Source organism: Agrococcus baldri, assembly GCA_900114805.1.
Lineage (GTDB): Bacteria > Actinomycetota > Actinomycetes > Actinomycetales > Microbacteriaceae > Agrococcus > Agrococcus baldri.
Genome location: FOZN01000002.1, coordinates 826,613 through 843,780 on the forward strand (window position 1 = coordinate 826,613; position 17,168 = coordinate 843,780).

A 17,168-nucleotide genomic window follows, 5' to 3' on the forward strand; every position below is an offset into this window, starting at 1 on the left:
CGAGGCGTCGTCAGAGCTCGCCGAAGCGCACCTCGCCGCCGACGACGGTCGCGGTGACCTGCTGCTCGCGGATGCGCTCGGGCTCGATCGCGAGCAGGTCGTCGGTGAGCGTCACGAAGTCGGCGAGCTGGCCGACGCGCAGCGTGCCCTTGTCGTGCTCCTGGCTCACGGCGTACGCCGAGCCGTAGGTGTAGGCGCGCACGGCCTCCTCGGCCGAGATGCGCTCGTCCGGGCCGAGCAGCTCGCCCGAGCCCGTGCGGCGCAGCACCATGTCCTGGATCGACACGAGCGGGTTGCCGTCCGAGACGGGGGAGTCGGTGGAGCCGTTGAGCACGATGCCGGCGTCGGCGAGCGACTTGACCCGATAGATGAGGTCGCGCAGCTCGGGCTCGACCGCCTCGGCCATGCCGTCGCCGAAGTCCGATATGAACACGCCCTGCGGCACCGGGATGACGCCGAGGGTGGCCGCACGCGCGATGCGCTCGTCGGTCGCGAGGGCGAAGTGCTCGATGCGGTGGCGCACCTCTGGGCGCGGCACCCGACGCTGCGCCTCCTCCACGGCGTCGAGCACGAGGTCGGCGGCGCGGTCGCCGATCGCGTGGGTCGCGACGGTCCAGCCGGAGGCGTGCGCGCGCACGATGAAGTCCCGCAGCGTCGCCTCGGGGAAGAGCAGCACGCCGTCGTTGTCGGCCTCGCCGCGGTAGCAGCGGTGCATCGCCGCCGAGCGCCCGATGAACGAGCCGTCGGAGACGACCTTCACCGGGCCCACGCGCAGCATGTCGTCGCCGAGCCCCGTGCGGATGCCGAGGTCGAGCCCGAACCACTCCGGCATGCGGTCGATGTCGTGCAGCGTCGTCACGAACGGCATGAGCGTGGTGCGCACGCCGAGTGTGCCCTGCTCGATCGCCTGCTGGTAGGAGTGGTAGTCGACGGGCGTGTTGCCCACCATGTCGACGGCGCCGATGCCGGGCTCGGTGACCGAGGTCAGGCCGTAGTGCAGCGCCTGCTCGCTCGCGAGCCCCACGTTGCGCTGCACGTCGTCGAGCGGCATCGGCCGCACGAGGCGGTAGATGAGCTGCATCGCCTGCTCCTGCAGCAGGCCGAGCGGACGGCCGTCCGCATCGCGCGGCATGCCGCCGCCGTCGACGGCCGGCACGCCCTCGCGGCCCGGATAGCCGGCCAGCTCGAAGGCGCGCGTGTTCGCGACCGTCATGTGACCGGAGACGTGCTCGAGCAGCACTGGGCGGCCGCCGGCGACGCGGTCGAGGCCCTCGGCGGTGGGGTGGTCCTCGAGGAAGTTCTGGTCGTAGCCCGAGGCCCGCACCCACTCGTCGGGCGCCAGCGTCGCCGCGTGCTGCTCGACCGCGCGGTAGAGCTCCTCGAGCGAGCGCACGGCGGTCGGGCGGATGTTGAGCGCGGCCAGCCGAGCGCCGGTGAGCGAGAGGTGGTAGTGCGCGTCGTGGAACCCGGGCAGCACCGGCTGCCCGCCCAGGTCGATGACGCGGTCGGCCTGCGCGCCGTCGAGCTCCTCGTCGAGCCCCACGATGCGCCCGTGCAGCACGCCGATGCGGCTGGCGGTGGGCCTGGCCGGGTCGAAGGTGCGGATGCGGCCGCCCGTGAAGATCGCGTCGATGCGCATGGTGGTCCTCTGCTCTCGTGTAGGTGTCTCGTGTCGAATGCGGTCGTGTCGTCAGACGTCAGTCGGTGGTCGGCTCCGCGCGGCGGCGCGCCGCGACCCCGAGGCCCCAGACGCCGCCGATCGTGGCGATGAGCATCGCGGCGTAGTAACTCGCGACGCCCCACGGGCTGCCGTCGGTCGCGACGAGGATCCACTGGGCGATGAGCGGCGTCGAGCCGCCGATGAGCGTCGCGCACAGCTGGTAGCTCAGCGAGATGCCCGAGTAGCGGATGTGGGCGGGGAACGCCGACGCGAGCGCGTTGGCCAGCAGCGCGTAGTAGGCGGTGCCGCCGAGCGCCGTGATGTAGAGCGTGATCGCGATCCAGGTGGGCGAGGCGGCGCCGATCGCCATGAAGAACGGCACGACCATGACGGTCGCGAGCACGAGTCCGCCGACCATGACGCGCGTCGCGCCGACGCGCTCGGCGATGAGCGCGGCGATGGGCTGCCAGATGAACTGCAGGATGGCCATGCCGAGCAGGATGTTCAGCATTACCTGGCGGTCGATCGCGAGCTCGCCGGTCGTCCACGCCAGCAGGAAGGTGTTGGTGAAGTAGGCGAGCGAGATGCCGATGATCGACGCGGCGATGCCGAGCGCGACGAGACCGGGCGCGGTCGCGAGCGCCACGAGCACGGGTGCCTTGACGGTGCGCTGCTGCTGCTTGGCCTCGACGAAGTCCTGCGACTCCTCCACCTTCATGCGGATGACGAGGCCGACGATGACCAGCACCGCCGAGAGCAGGAACGGGATGCGCCAGCCCCACTGCACGAACTGGTCGTCGGGCAGTCCGCTGACGATGATGAACAGCACGGTCGCGAGGATCGAGCCGGCCGGTGAGCCCTGCTGCACCCAGGCGCCGGCGAAACCCTTCTTCTCTGCGCGCGCGTTCTCGGTCGAGAGCAGCACGGCGCCGCCCCACTCGCCGCCGACGGCGAAGCCCTGGATGCCGCGCAGCAGGATGAGCAGGATGGGTGCGGCGATGCCGATCTGCGCGTAGGTCGGCAGCACGCCGATGAGCGTCGTCGCGGTGCCCATCATGATGAGCGTGATGACGAGGATGTTCTTGCGGCCGAGGCGATCGCCGAAGTGGCCGAAGACCATACCGCCGACCGGGCGCATGAGGAAGCCCACCCAGAACGTCGCGAACGAGGCGAGCAACGCCGCGGCGGGGTCGATCTCGGGGTAGAAGACGCGACCGAAGACGAGGGCCGCGGCCGTGCCGAAGATGTAGAAGTCGTACCACTCGATCGCGGTGCCGATGAATGCGCCGACGATGGAGCGGCGCTGACGCGCCGCCTGCTCGGTCGTCGGAGTCGGGGTGGCGGTGCTCATAGCGTCCTTGCTGGGTTCGAGGGCGGGCGATGCCGCGGGATTTCGACAGGATGCCCCCTCGGGCGTATGCGCGTCCAATGCCGAAGCGCATGACCGATATACGATGTGCGCATGATGGCTCCGCGCGCGCTCGAGCTCTTCCTCGCGGTGCTCGATCACGGATCGGTGTCGGCGGCGGCCGACGAGGCCTTCCTCACGCAGCCGACCGTCTCGCGCCAGATCGCGGCGCTCGAGCGCGAAGTGGGCGCACGGCTCTTTCGCCGCACAACCGCAGGGATGCGGCCGACGGCCGCGGGGGAGCGGCTCGAGCCACTCGCGCGTGATCTCGTGCGCCGCAGCCGTCGCGCCGCGGCCGCGATGGCCGACCACGCCGCGGGGCAGAGCGTCTTCACCGTCGCGTGCCCGGAGACGACCGGCAACTTCTTCGTCGCGCCGTTCATCGCCGCGGGCGGCGCCGTCGCCGACATTCAGCCGGCCGCACCCGCCGACGTCTACGGCCTGCTGCGCCTGAGCGCCGACATCGCGATCAACACCTCGCCGCCGCCTGCGATGCTGCGAGGCGTCGAGCTCGCACGCGCGCGCATCCGTTGCCACGTGCCGCCGCCGCACCCGCTCGCCGACCGTGCCTCGGTCGAGCTCGAGGAGCTCGCCGCCGGCCCGCTGCTCGTGCCGGGCTTCGGCTCGGCGGTGGAGCGCACCGTGCGGCACGCGGCCGAGGTCGCGGGATTCGCGATCGAGCACGCAGCGATGACCTCGAACGCGACGATCGCGCAGGCGCGGGCGGCCGCCGGGCACGGGGCCGCGCTCCTGATCGAGCCAGCCGCCTTCGGGCTGGTGCACGTGCCGCTCAGGCACCGCGGCGAGCCGCTCGCAGTCACGCTCCACGCCGGCTGGGAGCGCGGCCACTATGCGAGCGCATCGATCGCCGCGCTCGCCGAGCAGATGGCGGCGTTCATGCGCCTGCGCCTCGAGCAGGAGCACATGGGGGAGGCGCTCGGCGACGACGGCTGAGGTTGCCGGCGCTCGCGTGCCGGCCGCCGGCCGCATAGCCCCATGCGCTCGCGGCATTGGCCGTGCGCGGCGGCGACGACAGAGACTGGCAGAGCCGTCGGTGCGCCATCGTGCGCGACCGCGGGCGGGATCGGTCGGGCGGCCGATCCGCAGGATCGAGTGCAAGGAGGCACCCCGTGCGACCCACCCCCGAGCAGCGCAAGGCCGTCGTCGACGCCGTCGATGCGGCATTCGACGAGCAGCTGCGAGCGACCGAGCAGCTCGTCAGGATCCCGTCGCTGCGCGGGCAGGAGCGCGAGGCGCAGGACCTGCTCGAGACCTGGATGCGCGACCTCGGCCTGACCGTCGACCGCTGGACGCTCGAAGCGGCATCCCTGGCCGAGCACCCCGGCGCCGGCGCCATCGCGGTCGACTACGACGACACCGAGGTGGTCGTCGGCACGCTCGAGCCCGCACCCGGCGCCGCCGCGGAGGGCCGGTCGCTCATCATCAACGGCCACGTCGACGTCGTGCCCACCGGCTCGCGCGAGCTCTGGAGTCGCGACCCGTTCGAGCCGCACACCGAGGACGGCTGGATGTACGGCCGCGGCACGGGCGACATGAAGGCCGGTGTCGTGGCCAACGTGTGGGCGCTGCACGCGCTTCGCGCCGCGGGTTTGCGCCCGGCGGCCCGCGTGCACCTGCAGTCGGTGCCGGAAGAGGAGTCGACCGGCAACGGCACCATCGCGTGCCTGCAGCGCGGCTACCAGGCGGATGCCGTGATCATCTCGGAGCCGTCGGGCGACTCTGTCGTGCGCGCCCACGTCGGCGTCATCTGGTTCCGCGTGCGCGTCTACGGCAAGGCCGCGCACGCCTCCGAGATGTCGGTCGGCACGAACGCGATCGACGCGGCCTACGCGACCATCGCCGAGCTGCGGCGCATGGAGGAGGCGTGGAACGCGCTCGTGCCCGGCTCCGCCCACTTCGCCGACCAGGAGCATCCGCTCAACCTCAACATCGGCACGATCCGTGCGGGCGACTGGCCCTCGAGCGTGCCCGACATGTGCGAGCTCGGCATCCGCGTCTCGTTCCTGCCCGAGCAGGACGTCGACGAGTGCTGGGCCGAGATCCAGCAGCGGGTAGAGACGGCGATCGCGGACCTCGACGGCGTGCGGGCCGAGACAGAGCGGCTCGGCTTCTACGCCGACGGCTACGTGCTCGAGGAGGGCAGCGAGGCCGAGGCCGTGCTCGCCGCTGCGCACCGCGAGGCCGCGGGCGAGGAGCTCGCGTCGGCTGCGGTCGCGGGCTACATCGACTCGCGCTGCTATGGACTGTTTGCCGACACTCCCGCGCTCGTCTACGGGCCCCGCGGCATCCGCCTGCACGGCGCCGACGAGGGCGTCGAGCTCGAATCGGTGCGCCGCGTGACGAGGGCGATGGCCCTCTTCATCGCCGAGTGGTGCGGCGTCACCGAGGCGTAGCGCGCACCGACGGTGACGCGACTGCTGCGCGTGCGCCGTGGGCTCGGCCGATGGCCTCGACTACGCCGGGAGCGGCTGCCGCGAGACCGGCCGCTCCTCGGCGTCGAGCACCCGGCCCATGCGCTTGCGCGTGCGCAGGTGGTGCACGCGCCCGACGACGCGCGCCTCGGGGAATGCATCGAGGATGCGCGGTTCCAGCGCGACCGAGGCGGCGAGCGTGCGGCTGTAGGCGGTGACCGCCAGTTGCGCATCGCCCGAGAGCGAGGCTGCGAGCCGCAGCTCCCGCATGCCGCGCAGGCGCGCCGCGACGGCGTCGAGCGGCAGCATGGGCGCCTCGAGCAGCCAGGTGCGCTCCACCTGCCAGCCAGCCTTGCGGGGCGAGAGGTCGCAGCGCATCGAGACCGACCCGTCGGCCAGCAGCCGCTGCACGCGGCGGTGCACCGTGGTCGGATGCTGCCCCAGGGTCCGCGCGAGGGTCGCGATGGGCGCTCGTGGCGCCTCGATGAGTGCCGCGATGACCGCGTCGTCCCCGGCGCGCTCCACGCGCGGCTGGCCGGCGCGGGCCGGAGCGAGCCCGGCGGCCGCGCGCTGCTCGCGCTCGGTGAGCGCATCGAGCCGCCACTGGGCGCCCTCGGCGTGCACGCGCACCGCGATGCGCACAATCGCGTCGATGCCTGGCACGAGCTGCGGCAGCTCGTCGAGCAGCAGCGCCACGAGCGCGGGCTGGTCGGGCGCGAAGACCGTCGCGGTCAGGGAGCCCAGCCGGTCAGTCTCGCTCACGCCCACGACGGCGGGCTGCGCGCACAGCCGCTGCAGCACCTCCTCGCGCGCGAGCCGCACGCCACGCACATCGAGCTCCACGAACGCCGTCTGCCAGCCGGTCGCCTGCGGGTTCGGGTAGACGCTCAGCCACGCCGAGCCGTCGGCCTCCAGCCGGCGCCAGCGGGACGCGAGCATCGTCGGCGAGCCGCCCAGCACCCGAGCGGCGTCGGCCCAGCTCGCGCGCGGAGCGATCTGCAGCAGGTGCGCGAGCCGCAGGTCAGTCTCGTCGGGCAGCGGTGCCGCATGATCCGAGTCCACAGCCCCCCCTTGACGCACGATCCTGAGATGAACCATGCGCTGAATGCCAATTCCCCATGATGACACGGCCTGCGCTGCGGATCGGCGGATGCTGGCTGGCAGACCCGAAGAGAGGTGCCAATGGACGCCACCGCCACCGCCAGCAGCATCGACGAAGCCGCAGCCAGCATCGAGCAGCGCATGATCGCGCTGCGCCACGCCCTGCACCGCGACCCCGAAGTCGGCCTCGACCTGCCCCGCACGCAGCGCAAGGTGCTCGACGAACTCGCCGACCTGCCGCTCGAGATCACGCTCGGCCAGGACTGCTCGTCGATCACGGCGGTGCTGCGCGGCAGCGGCGGCCCGGATGCGCCGGCCGTGCTACTGCGCGCCGACATGGACGCGCTCGCCGTCGACGAGCAGTCCGGCGTCCCCTATGCATCAGAGGTGCCCGGCGCCATGCACGCCTGCGGGCACGACCTGCACACGGCCATGCTCGCAGGCGCCGCCCGCATCCTCGCCGAACGTCGGCACGAGCTGCCCGGCGACGTCGTGCTCATGTTCCAGCCCGGCGAGGAGATGCACGACGGTGGCGCCGTGATGGTGCGCGAGGGCGTGCTCGACGCCGCCGGCCGCCGCGCCGACGCCGCCTACGCCCTGCACGTGATGTCCTCCCGCTACCCGCCCGGCACGATCGCCACCCGCGAAGGCGCGATCATGGCCGCCGCCGACGGCTTCGCGGTCACGATCCACGGCCGCGGCGGCCACTCCTCCGCGCCGCACCTGGCCGTCGACCCGGTGCCCGTGGCCGCCGAGTGCGTGCTGGCGCTCCAGTCCTACGTCACCCGTCGCGTTGACGTGTTCGATCCCATCGTCGTCGGCATCGGCCACCTCGCGGCGGGCGACCGCCGCGCACCCAACGCGATCCCGGAGACCGCGCAGCTCACCGCATCCGTCCGCTCCTGGTCGCACGCCGCGCGCGCCGCGTTCCGCGAGGAGGCAGCGCGTCTCGTGCGCTCGATCGCCGAGGCTCACGGCGCGCGCGCCGAGGTCGAGCACCTCGACGGCTACCCCGTGACGCTCAACGACCCGCTCGAGGCGCGCTTCGCGATCGACGTCGCCGCGTCACTGCTCGGCGACGACCGGGTGCAGGAGCTGCCCGCGCCGCTCAGCGGCTCCGAGGACTTCAGTCGCGTGCTGGCCGAGGTGCCGGGGGCGTTCCTCGTGCTCGGCGCGGCACCAGCGGGCGCCGACCCGGCCGCCGTGGCCGACAACCACAGCCCCCACGCCGTCTTCGACGACGGCGTGCTCGTGGACGGCGCCGCCGTCTACGCCTCCCTCGCCGCACGACGGCTCGCCCAGCTCGCGACGACGCGGGGATGACGAGCGTCGACGGCCCGTCGCCGGCAAGCGACGCCCTCCCGAAAGGCACCGCCATGACCACCGCCACCCCCACGACCGTGCACGTCGCGCCGCAGCGCAAGCACTCCCTCACCGGCACCGGAGTCGGCAACGCGCTCGAATGGTTCGACTGGTCGATCTACTCGACCTTCGCGCCGTTCTTCGCCGCGAGCTTCTTCTCGTCCGCCGACCCGGTCTCGGCCTTCCTCTCGACGCTCGTCGTCTTCGCGGTCGGCTTCCTCGCGCGCCCCGTCGGCGGCCTGCTCTTCGGCCGGCTCGCCGACCGCATCGGCCGCAAGAGCACGCTCGCGATAACCGTCGGCATCATCGCCGCCTCCTCCGGCGTCATCGGGCTTTCGCCCACTTACGAGACGATCGGCGTCGCCGCGTCCGTCATCCTCGTCGTCGCGCGACTCGGGCAGGGCCTCGCCTACGGCGGCGAGCAGCCCGCCGCCGGCGCCTACCTCTCGGAGCAGGCACCGCCCGCGCGCCGCGGCCTCTGGTCGTCGCTCATCTACGGCTCCGGCACCGTCGGCGCCATGGGCGGCCTCGTGCTCGGCGCGGTGCTCACCGCCACGATCGGCACGCAGGCCGTGACCGAGTGGGCCTGGCGCATCCCCTTCCTCATCGCCGGTGTCGGCGGGCTCTTCGCGCTCTACATGCGCACCCGCATGCACGAGTCGGCCACCTTCACCGAGCAGATCGAGCTGCCCGGGGACGCCGCGCCCAAGCCGAGCCTGTGGGCAGACTTCTGGGCCTCGCGCCGCGCCGCGCTCACGGTCGCGGGCCTCAGCATCGGTCTCACCGTCGTCTACTACTACTGGATCGTCGCAGCCTCGGCGTTCTCGATCTCGGTGCTGCAGGCCGAGCCGACGTCGATCCTGGTCGCCGGCATCATCGCCAACGTGATCTTCATCGCCGTGCTGCCGCTGTGGGGCGCGCTCTCCGATCGGATCGGCCGTCGGCCCGTCATGCTCATCGGCATCGTCGGGTCGATCGCGCTGCTCTTCCCGCTCTCGCAACTCATCAATGGCGACCCCGTGCAGCTGGGCATCGCGATGACGATCGCCGGGCTCTTCATCGCCGCGCCGTGCGCCATCTCGCCCGCGATCATGGCCGAGCTCTTCCCGACCCGCGTGCGCACCGCGGGCGTCGCGCTGCCGCTCGCGATCACCGTCGCGATCTTCGGCGGCACTTCGCTCTACCTGCAGACGTGGCTCTCGACGACCTACGGCCCGTGGGCGTTCCTCACCTACGTGACGGTGCTGCTCGTCATCACCGGCATCACGGTGCTGATCATGCCCGAGACCCGCGGCCGCGTGCTCGGCGATGAGGGCGACGTGTACGCCGAGCGCGCGGCGGCGCGCGCACGATGAGCGAATCGCTGCTCATCACCGGGGCGCGGATCGTCGACCTCGCGACCGGCCGCGCGGACGCACCCACCGCGATGCGCCTGCGCGGCGGCGTGGTCGATGCCGTCGGCAACCTGGCCCCGGCGGATGACGAGCGGGTGCTCGACGCCGCGGGGCGCTGGTGCATCCCGGGCCTGTGGGACCGCCACGTGCACCTCGACGAGAGCTCGGCGATGCCCGAGCGGCTCGACCTCTACGCGACCGCTTCCGAGGCCGAGGTGCTCGACGCGGTCGCCGCACGGCTCGCCGCTGCACCCGGGCCCGCCGCCGTCATCGGGATGGGCTACCGCTCCTCCGGCTGGGCTGCCGTGCCGCGCACGGCGTCGCTCGACGCGGTCGCCGGCGACCGCGTCGTCGCGCTCATCTCGGGCGACGGCCACAACGGCTGGCTAAGCTCCGCCGCCCAGCGCGTGCTCGGCCTCGACCCGGCCGAGCATCACGCTGCGCTGCACGAGGCCGAGTGGTTCGCGGTCTTCGAGCGCCTGCACGAGCTCGACGACGCCGCCGCGATCGACCGTCGCGCGCTCCACGCGCTCGAGCAGGCGGCCGCGCGCGGCGTCACCGGCATCGTCGACATGGGCTTCGGCGCAGCGTGGGATCGCTGGGCGCGCCGACCCCGCCCTGCCGCCCGCGTGCGCGCAGCCGTCTACCCGGTGCTCGTCGAGGAGGCGATCGGCCGATCGCTGTGCACCGGGTCGTCGCTCGCCCCGCTCGTCGAGCAGGGGCCGCTGAAGATCATCACCGACGGCTCGCTCGGCACGCTCACCGCCCACTGCTGCGAGCCCTACCTGCTGCCGGCGGGCGACGAGCGCGCCGCGGCGCACCCGTGCGGCATCCAGAGCGTGCCCGGCGCCGAGCTCGAGCGCCTGCTCGCGCGTGCCGAGGCGAGTGGACTCGCCGTCGCCGTGCACGCGATCGGCGACGCCGCCGTCGACATCGCCCTCGACGCGTTCGCGGCCACGGGCGCACGCGGCGGCATCGAGCACGCGCAGCTCGTGCGGGCCGGCGCCGTCGAGCGCCTGGCCGAGCTCGGCATCGAGGCGAGCGTGCAGCCTGCCCACCTGCTCGACGACGCGCCGGTGATGGACGCCGTCTGGGCAGACCGCACCGAGCGAGCCTTCGCGCTCCGCTGGATGCTCGACGCGGGCGTCACGCTCGCGCTCGGCTCCGACGCGCCCGTGGCGCCGCTCGACCCCTGGTTGGCGATCGACGCCGCCGTCGGGCGCGGGACGACGCCATGGCATCCTGAGCAGGCCATCTCGCGGCGCGAGGCCCTCGCGGCCTCCACCGACGGCACGATGGTGGTCGAGGCGGGCGCGCGCGCCGATCTCGTGCTGCTCGATGACGACCCGCTGCTGCGCAGCCCCGAGGCGACCGCCTGGGCGACCGTCTGCGATGGCGGCATCACTCACCTGAGAGAGGAGCGCATCCGATGACCACATTCGTCGGCGTCGCCGACATGGCGGCATGGACCAGAGACCTCGGCCCCGAGCGGATCATCGAGCAGATGTCCCGCACGATCGAGCAGGACTTCGCCCGCTGGCAGTCCTTCGACCTCGTGCCGCGCATCGCGAGTCACACGCCCATCGGCGTGATCGAGCTCATGCCCACGAGCGACGGGCAGCTGTACGCGTTCAAGTACGTCAACGGCCACCCCTCGAATCCCGGCCGCGGCTACCAGACCGTCACCGCGTTCGGCGCGCTCGCCGATGTCGACAACGGCTACCCCGTGCTGCTCGCCGAGATGACGCTGCTGACGGCGCTGCGCACCGCGGCGACCTCGGCCATGGCCTCGCGCATCCTGGCCCGCCCGGGATCCAAGCGCATGGCGATGATCGGGGCGGGCAGCCAGGCGGAGTTCCAGGCGCTCGGCCACCGCGCCGCGCTCGGCATCCAGGAGCTCGCGATCTGGGACGTCGACCCGGCGGCGATGCGCAAGGCGCAGCGCAACCTCGAGGCGCTCGGCTTCACGGTGCGGCTGGCCACGAGCGGCGAGGATGCCGTGCGCGGCGCCGACGTCATCACGACCTGCACTGCCGACAAGGCGCTCGCCACCGTGCTGTTCGATGAGTGGATCGAGCCCGGCGTGCACATCAACGCGATCGGCGGCGACTGCCCCGGCAAGACCGAGCTCGAGCCGGCGATCCTGCGCCGCGGTCCGGTGTTCGTCGAGCACACGCCGCAGACCCGCGTCGAGGGCGAGATCCAGCATCAAGGCGACGACTTCGCGGTCACCGAGCTGTGGCAGGTCATCGCGGGCTCGGCCGCCGGGCGCGAGAGCGACCAGCAGGTGACGATCTTCGACTCGGTCGGCTTCGCCATCGAGGACTTCTCGGCGCTGCGCTTCCTGCACGAGCGCGTGCAGGGCACGGGCCACTCGATCGAGATCGACCTGGTCGCCGAGCCCGAGGATCCGAAGGACCTCTGGGGCATCATCGGCGCTCCGGTGCCGGCGGTCTGAGCCGGCGCGCCCCTTTGGCGCCCTTCCGTTCGTCGACTACGGACCGGCGGCCGAGAGCATGACCCAGAGGGCGGCGCGGCCTGCAAACGACTCGAGGTCGACCTCGAGTTCTCGGCCGAGCGCGCGCACGCGATCGCGCAGGCTGTGCCGGTGCATGCCGGCGGCGCGGGCGGCCGCGTCCCAGCTGCAATCGTGCGCGAACCACAGCCGCGCGAGCGCGACCTGCTCGGCGGCGGTGGTGTCGCGCGCGAGCGCTCCCAGCCGTGCTTGCGCGGCCCGCCGCACCTCGGCGTGGTCGAGCAGGCCGAGCAGGCCGTCGACCGCCGGGTCGTAGACGGCGAGCGCCGCGCCCTCGAGCTCGGCGCGTCGCAGGGCCGAGCGCGCCTGCGCGACCGCGGTCGACGCATCCGCCCACGTCTGCGGCGCCGAGAGCCCGGCCGTCGCGTCGACCCCTGCGAGCGCCCGTTGCAGGGCGTCGCTGCGGCGCGCCTCCGCCACCACCAGCACGCCATCGTCGCCGATGCGCCACAGCACGTCGCCCGCCTGCCGGCCCGCGAGCTCGTGCAGGCGATGCCGCAGGCGCGGGGCGCTGGCCGCGGCGATGACGATCGGCGCGCGCGGCAGCGCGGAGCCCGTCTGCGACAGCACCATCGCCGCCGAGCGAGGATGGCCGCGCAGCGCGAGGTCGATGATGGCGCTCTCGAGCTCGGCGACGCGGTCGCGCGCGGTGGTCGACGTGGCGAGCGCGAGCTCGAGCAGCGCGGTGGCGTTGCCGACGATCGCCTGGCCGGCGGCGTCCATCGGCTCGTCAGCGCTCACCGTGAGCGCGCCCAGCTGGCGGGCGCCGCTGCCGAGCGTGTGCACGACGCTCCAGCCGCGCTCGTCGGCGGACACGCGCGTCGTGCGGCGCTGGCCGCGCAACGCCGTCCGGGCAAGCTCGACCGCCTGCGCGCTCGGCGCGTCCGGGAACGAGTCCCGGACGCCGCCGAGCGCGTCGAGCAGCGTCGCCGTCGCGCCCAGCTCGCGCGAGAGCTGCCGCACGACGCCCGCGGTGCCGTCCGGCGCCGACGCCGCCGCGGCGAGCGCGCGCTGCGCGGCCACCGCCCAACGGTCGCGGGCGCTCGCGACCTCGGCCGCCCAGCGGATGAGGGCGAGGAAGGGCGTCGTGTACGGCACCTCGAACAGCGGCAGGCCCGCCGCCGTGCACGCCTGCACGAGCGCATCCGGGGTCTCGTCGGCATGCACGCCGGTGCCGAATCCGAGCGCGAGCACGCCCTGGTCGACGAGCGATCGAACGTAGCGGGCCGCGTCGATGTCACCCGTGAGCAGCTGCCGCCCGGTCGTCAGCAGCACCTGCTCGGGTGCGAGGAACGGCGTCGGGTCGGCGAGGTCGGAACTCGAGACCCACGCGATCGGCTGCCGCCGGCGCTCATCGCCCTCGACGAGCGCCGTGAGCTCGAGCCCGACCTCGTCGAGCAGCGCCTCGGTCGTCGCCGGGCCCGGAACGCGTGCTGCCATGGTGGCAAGTATGGCGCAAGACCATGCCGACGCGGCAGAGCAGCGCGACGTCCGCCGACCTAGCGTGGAGGCATCTCGCGCGACGACGCGCACCCACGAGGAGGACTTGATGACGATGGAGGCGACGATCGCCGGCGGACCGGTGCTCGAGCAGGTCAGGAGGCTGCGCACCGCTGTGCCCGGCCCCGCATCCCAGGCGATCCTGGAGCGCAAGCGGGCCGCGGTCGCGAGCGGCGTCGGCATGACGCTGCCCGTGTTCGTGACCGCTGCCGGCGGAGGGGTCATCGTCGACGCCGACGACAACTCGCTCATCGACCTAGGCTCCGGCATCGCCGTGACGAGCGTCGGCAACGCGCACCCGGGCGTGGTGGCCGCGGCGAGCGAGCAGCTCGCGCGCTTCACCCACACGTGCTTCACCGTCACCGGCTACGAGGGCTACGTCGACGTCTGCGAGGCGCTCAACCGCGTCACGCCCGGCGACTTCGCCAAGCGCAGCGCGCTGTTCAACTCCGGAGCCGAGGCGGTCGAGAACGCGATAAAGATCGCCCGCTCCTACACGGGCCGGAGCACGGTCGTCGCGTTCGACCACGCCTACCACGGCCGCACGAACTTGACGATGGCGCTCACGGCGAAGTCGATGCCGTACAAGCGCGGCTTCGGCCCGTTCGCGGGCGAGGTCCACCGCGCGCCGCTGTCGTACCCGTTCCGCGACGGGCTCTCGGGCGAGGAAGCGGCCCGCATCGCCATCGAGCGCATCTCCCGCCAGTGCGAGCTCGACGACGTCGCCGCGATCATCATCGAGCCGATCCAGGGCGAGGGCGGCTTCATCGTGCCCGCCGACGGCTTCCTGCCGGCACTCGTTGCGTTCGCCCGCGAGCACGGCATCGTCTTCATCTCCGACGAGATCCAGACCGGCTTCGCGCGCACGGGCGCGATGTTCGCGTCCGAGCACTTCGGCATCGAGCCCGACATCATCGTCACCGCCAAGGGCATCGCGGGCGGCCTGCCGCTCTCGGCCGTCACGGGCCGCGCCGAGATCATGGACGCCCCGCACGCGGGCGGCCTCGGCGGCACCTACGGCGGCAACCCCGTCGCGTGCGCCGCGGCGCTCGCCTCGATCGCCGCCTTCGAGGACGGCCTGGTCGAGCGCGCGCAGGAGCTCGGCGGGCTCATGCTCGGCCGCCTCGCCGAGGCGCAGCGGGGTGACGCCCGCATCGGCGACGTGCGCGGCAAAGGCGCGATGATCGCGGTCGAGCTCGTCGACGCGGAGACGGGCAGGCCGGATGCGGCGCTCACGTCGCGCGTGGCGGCCGCGGCGCACGCGCAGGGCGTCGTCGTGCTCACCTGCGGCACCGACGGCAACGTCATCCGCCTCCTGCCGCCGCTCGCGATCGGCGACGACCTGCTGCGCGAGGGCCTCGAGGTGCTCGTCGACGCGCTGGCCGCAGCATGACCGCGATCGAGGTGCGCCGGGCGGCGAGCCCGCTCGACGACGCGCGCACGAGCCTCGGTGAGGCGATCGACATCCTCGGCTACAGCGACGGCATGCGGCAGATGCTCGCGACCCCTCGCCGCGAGATGACGGTCGCGATCCCGCTGCGCCGTGACAACGGACAGGTCGAGGTCTTCACGGGGCACCGCGTGCAGCACAACCTCTCGCGCGGACCTGCGAAGGGCGGCCTGCGCTACAGCGCGGCCGTCGACCTCGACGAGGTGCGGGCGCTTGCGATGTGGATGACGTGGAAGTGCGCGCTGCTCGACGTGCCCTACGGCGGCGCGAAGGGCGGCGTCGCCGTCGACCCCCGCCAGCTGACCCTCGACGAGCTCGAGCGCCTCACGCGCCGGTACACGAGCGAGATCCTGCCGATGATCGGGCCGGCGCGGGACATCCCCGCGCCCGACATCGGCACGAACGAGCAGACCATGGCCTGGATCATGGACACCTACTCGACGAACGTCGGCTACACGGTGCCCGGCGTCGTGACCGGCAAGCCGCTGAGCCTCGGCGGCTCGCGCGGCCGGGCGAGCGCCACCTCGCGCGGCGTCACAGTCATCGCGCTCGAAGCGCTGCGGCACCGCGGCATCGAGCCCTCTAGCGCGACCGCTGCCGTGCAGGGCTTCGGCAAGGTCGGCCGTGACGCGGCACGCTTCCTCTTCGAGGCGGGCGTGCGCGTGCAGGCGGTCAGCGACGTCGACGGCGCGGTCTTCGCGTCCGGCGGTCTCGACCTCGACGCGCTCGGCGAGCACGTCGACCTGACCGGCAGCGTTGTCGGCTTCGCCGCCGCCGAGCCGATCGACCCCGCCGACCTGCTCGAGCTGGAGCTCGGCCTGCTCGTGCCGGCCGCGGTCGAGGGCGTCATCCACGAGGGCAACGCCGACCGCATCCGCGCCCGCGTCGTCGTCGAGGGCGCCAACGGCCCGACGACGTCGGAGGCCGACCGCATGCTCGCCGAGCGCGACGTCTTCGTGGTCCCCGACATCCTCGCGAACGCGGGCGGGGTGCTCGTCTCCTACTTCGAATGGGTGCAGGGTAACCAGTCGTATTGGTGGAGCCAGCGCGAGGTCGAGGACCGACTGCGCGACCGCATGTCCTCGGCATGGCACGCCGTGCTCGAGGGCGCCCAGCAGCGCGGCACCTCGCTGCGCACCGCAGCCACCTGCATCGCCGTCGAGCGCGTCGCAGAGGCCCACCGACTGAGAGGACTGTACCCGTGACCGACACGATGATCGACAGCGAGAGCCAGGTGCTCGAGTCCGTCCACGGCCAGCTGTTCATCGGCGGCGAGTGGATCGACGGCGAGCAGGGCACGATCGACGTGCGCGACCCCGCGACGGGCGAGGTCATCAAGCAGATCGCCAATGGCTCGGTCGAGGACGGCGTGCGCGCACTCGACGCCGCGGTCGACGCGCAGGAGGCCTGGGGTCGCACGCCCGCGCGCGTGCGCGGCGAGATCCTGCGCAAGGCCTTCGACCTGCTGCAGGAGCGCAAGGAGGAGTTCGCGCTCCTCATGACGATGGAGATGGGCAAGCCGCTCGCCGAGGCGCGCGGGGAGGTCGCGTACGGCGGCGAGTTCCTGCGCTGGTTCTCGGAGGAGGCGGTGCGCATCGACGGCCGGTACACGATGACCCCGGAGGGCACCGGCCAGATGATCGTCACGCACCGCCCCGTCGGTCCGTGCTTCCTCATCACCCCGTGGAACTTCCCGCTCGCGATGGCCACCCGCAAGCTCGGCCCCGCGCTCGCCGCCGGCTGCACCGCGGTCGTCAAGCCCGCGACGCTCACGCCGCTGACGACGCTCGCGCTCGTCGCGCTGCTCGAAGAGGCCGGGCTGCCCAAGGGTGTCGTCAACGTCATCACCACGAAGTCGACCGGGGCGCTCTCGGAGAGGCTGCTCGCCGACCCGCGCCTGCGCAAGGTCTCGTTCACGGGCTCGACCCCGGTGGGCGTCAACCTGCTGAAGCAGGCCGCGAACAACGTGCTGAAGGCGTCGATGGAGCTCGGCGGCAACGCGCCCTTCGTGGTGTTCGAGGACGCGGATCTCGACAAGGCCGTGGAGGGCGCGCTGCTGGCGAAGTTCCGCAACATCGGCCAGGCCTGCACCGCCGCCAACCGCTTCATCGTGCACGAGTCGGTCGCCGACGAGTTCGCGCAGCGCATCGGCGACGCCGTCAAGGCGATGAAGGTCGGCCGCGGCACCGAGGACGGCGTGAACATCGGCCCGCTGGTCGAGGACAAGGCCGTCGACAACGCCGTGCGCCTGGTGGACGCGGCCGTCGCCGACGGCGCGACGCTCGTCGCCGGAGGCAAGGCGATCGACGGCCCCGGCTCCTTCTT

General features: G+C 72.9%; 13 protein-coding genes. 9 read left to right on the forward strand and 4 right to left on the reverse strand.

What is annotated here, in order from left to right; translation table 11 throughout:
• Positions 1-10 precede the first annotated feature (10 nt).
• The gene (locus tag BM288_RS08235) at positions 11-1,639 is read right to left on the reverse strand and encodes an amidohydrolase (protein WP_092917655.1); all 1,629 of its coding nucleotides are present in this window, start codon (positions 1,637-1,639) and stop codon (positions 11-13) included.
• Between the two features lie 58 nt (positions 1,640-1,697).
• On the reverse strand, positions 1,698-3,011 hold the full coding sequence (locus tag BM288_RS08240) for an MFS transporter (RefSeq protein WP_092917657.1): 1,314 nt from the start codon (positions 3,009-3,011) through the stop codon (positions 1,698-1,700).
• 111 nt (positions 3,012-3,122) lie between these two features.
• Between BM288_RS08240 and BM288_RS08245 the strand changes: the two genes are divergently transcribed.
• Entirely contained in the window at positions 3,123-4,022 is a 900-nt protein-coding gene (locus tag BM288_RS08245; protein ID WP_092917658.1) for a LysR family transcriptional regulator, read from the forward strand.
• A gap of 176 nt (positions 4,023-4,198) precedes the next feature.
• Positions 4,199-5,482, forward strand: coding sequence for an ArgE/DapE family deacylase (locus BM288_RS08250; RefSeq protein WP_092917660.1), 1,284 nt, complete (start codon positions 4,199-4,201; stop codon positions 5,480-5,482).
• 60 nt (positions 5,483-5,542) lie between these two features.
• On the opposite strand, the gene BM288_RS08255 is transcribed toward BM288_RS08250, so the two are convergent.
• On the reverse strand, positions 5,543-6,562 hold the full coding sequence (locus tag BM288_RS08255) for an Lrp/AsnC family transcriptional regulator (RefSeq protein WP_177220306.1): 1,020 nt from the start codon (positions 6,560-6,562) through the stop codon (positions 5,543-5,545).
• A gap of 120 nt (positions 6,563-6,682) precedes the next feature.
• Between BM288_RS08255 and BM288_RS08260 the strand changes: the two genes are divergently transcribed.
• The 4 genes from BM288_RS08260 to BM288_RS08275 are packed head-to-tail and all read left to right on the forward strand — an operon-like array spanning position 6,683 to position 11,815.
• A complete protein-coding gene (locus BM288_RS08260) occupies positions 6,683-7,924 on the forward strand; it encodes a M20 metallopeptidase family protein (protein ID WP_092917664.1) in 1,242 nt (413 codons plus the stop codon).
• Between the two features lie 53 nt (positions 7,925-7,977).
• Positions 7,978-9,318, forward strand: a complete 1,341-nt coding sequence (locus tag BM288_RS08265) for an MFS transporter (protein ID WP_092917666.1) — start codon at positions 7,978-7,980, stop codon at positions 9,316-9,318.
• Positions 9,315-10,790 (forward strand): amidohydrolase, encoded by a 1,476-nt coding sequence (locus tag BM288_RS08270; RefSeq protein WP_092917668.1) that lies wholly within the window; start codon positions 9,315-9,317, stop codon positions 10,788-10,790. The genes BM288_RS08265 and BM288_RS08270 overlap by 4 nt, the downstream gene beginning before the upstream one ends.
• Positions 10,787-11,815 carry an ornithine cyclodeaminase gene (locus BM288_RS08275; protein ID WP_092917670.1) on the forward strand — a complete coding sequence of 343 codons (1,029 nt, stop codon included), beginning with the start codon at positions 10,787-10,789 and terminating at the stop codon, positions 11,813-11,815. The genes BM288_RS08270 and BM288_RS08275 overlap by 4 nt, the downstream gene beginning before the upstream one ends.
• Before the next feature lie 36 nt (positions 11,816-11,851).
• On the opposite strand, the gene BM288_RS08280 is transcribed toward BM288_RS08275, so the two are convergent.
• Positions 11,852-13,333, reverse strand: a complete 1,482-nt coding sequence (locus tag BM288_RS08280; RefSeq protein ID WP_092917672.1) for a PucR family transcriptional regulator — start codon at positions 13,331-13,333, stop codon at positions 11,852-11,854.
• A 109-nt stretch (positions 13,334-13,442) separates the two neighbouring features.
• On the opposite strand from BM288_RS08280, the gene gabT reads away from it, so the two are divergent.
• From gabT to BM288_RS08295, 3 genes are all read left to right on the forward strand, one after another.
• Positions 13,443-14,786, forward strand: a complete 1,344-nt coding sequence (gene gabT, locus BM288_RS08285; RefSeq protein ID WP_092917674.1) for a 4-aminobutyrate--2-oxoglutarate transaminase — start codon at positions 13,443-13,445, stop codon at positions 14,784-14,786.
• Positions 14,783-16,048, forward strand: coding sequence for a Glu/Leu/Phe/Val family dehydrogenase (locus BM288_RS08290; protein ID WP_092917676.1), 1,266 nt, complete (start codon positions 14,783-14,785; stop codon positions 16,046-16,048). The genes gabT and BM288_RS08290 overlap by 4 nt, the downstream gene beginning before the upstream one ends.
• A gap of 8 nt (positions 16,049-16,056) precedes the next feature.
• The coding region (locus BM288_RS08295; RefSeq protein ID WP_092917871.1) for an aldehyde dehydrogenase family protein at positions 16,057-17,168 on the forward strand (1,112 nt) is incomplete at its 3' end.

Coding starts and splice junctions, on each gene's coding strand:
- BM288_RS08290 (WP_092917676.1), top strand. CDS start 14,783: ATGACCGCGATCGAGGTGCGCCGGGCGGCGAGCCCGCTCGACGACGCG.
- BM288_RS08265 (WP_092917666.1), top strand. CDS start 7,978: ATGACCACCGCCACCCCCACGACCGTGCACGTCGCGCCGCAGCGCAAG.
- BM288_RS08275 (WP_092917670.1), top strand. CDS start 10,787: ATGACCACATTCGTCGGCGTCGCCGACATGGCGGCATGGACCAGAGAC.
- BM288_RS08235 (WP_092917655.1), bottom strand. CDS start 1,639: ATGCGCATCGACGCGATCTTCACGGGCGGCCGCATCCGCACCTTCGAC.
- BM288_RS08260 (WP_092917664.1), top strand. CDS start 6,683: ATGGACGCCACCGCCACCGCCAGCAGCATCGACGAAGCCGCAGCCAGC.
- gabT (WP_092917674.1), top strand. CDS start 13,443: ATGACGATGGAGGCGACGATCGCCGGCGGACCGGTGCTCGAGCAGGTC.
- BM288_RS08245 (WP_092917658.1), top strand. CDS start 3,123: ATGATGGCTCCGCGCGCGCTCGAGCTCTTCCTCGCGGTGCTCGATCAC.
- BM288_RS08240 (WP_092917657.1), bottom strand. CDS start 3,011: ATGAGCACCGCCACCCCGACTCCGACGACCGAGCAGGCGGCGCGTCAG.
- BM288_RS08270 (WP_092917668.1), top strand. CDS start 9,315: ATGAGCGAATCGCTGCTCATCACCGGGGCGCGGATCGTCGACCTCGCG.
- BM288_RS08280 (WP_092917672.1), bottom strand. CDS start 13,333: ATGGCAGCACGCGTTCCGGGCCCGGCGACGACCGAGGCGCTGCTCGAC.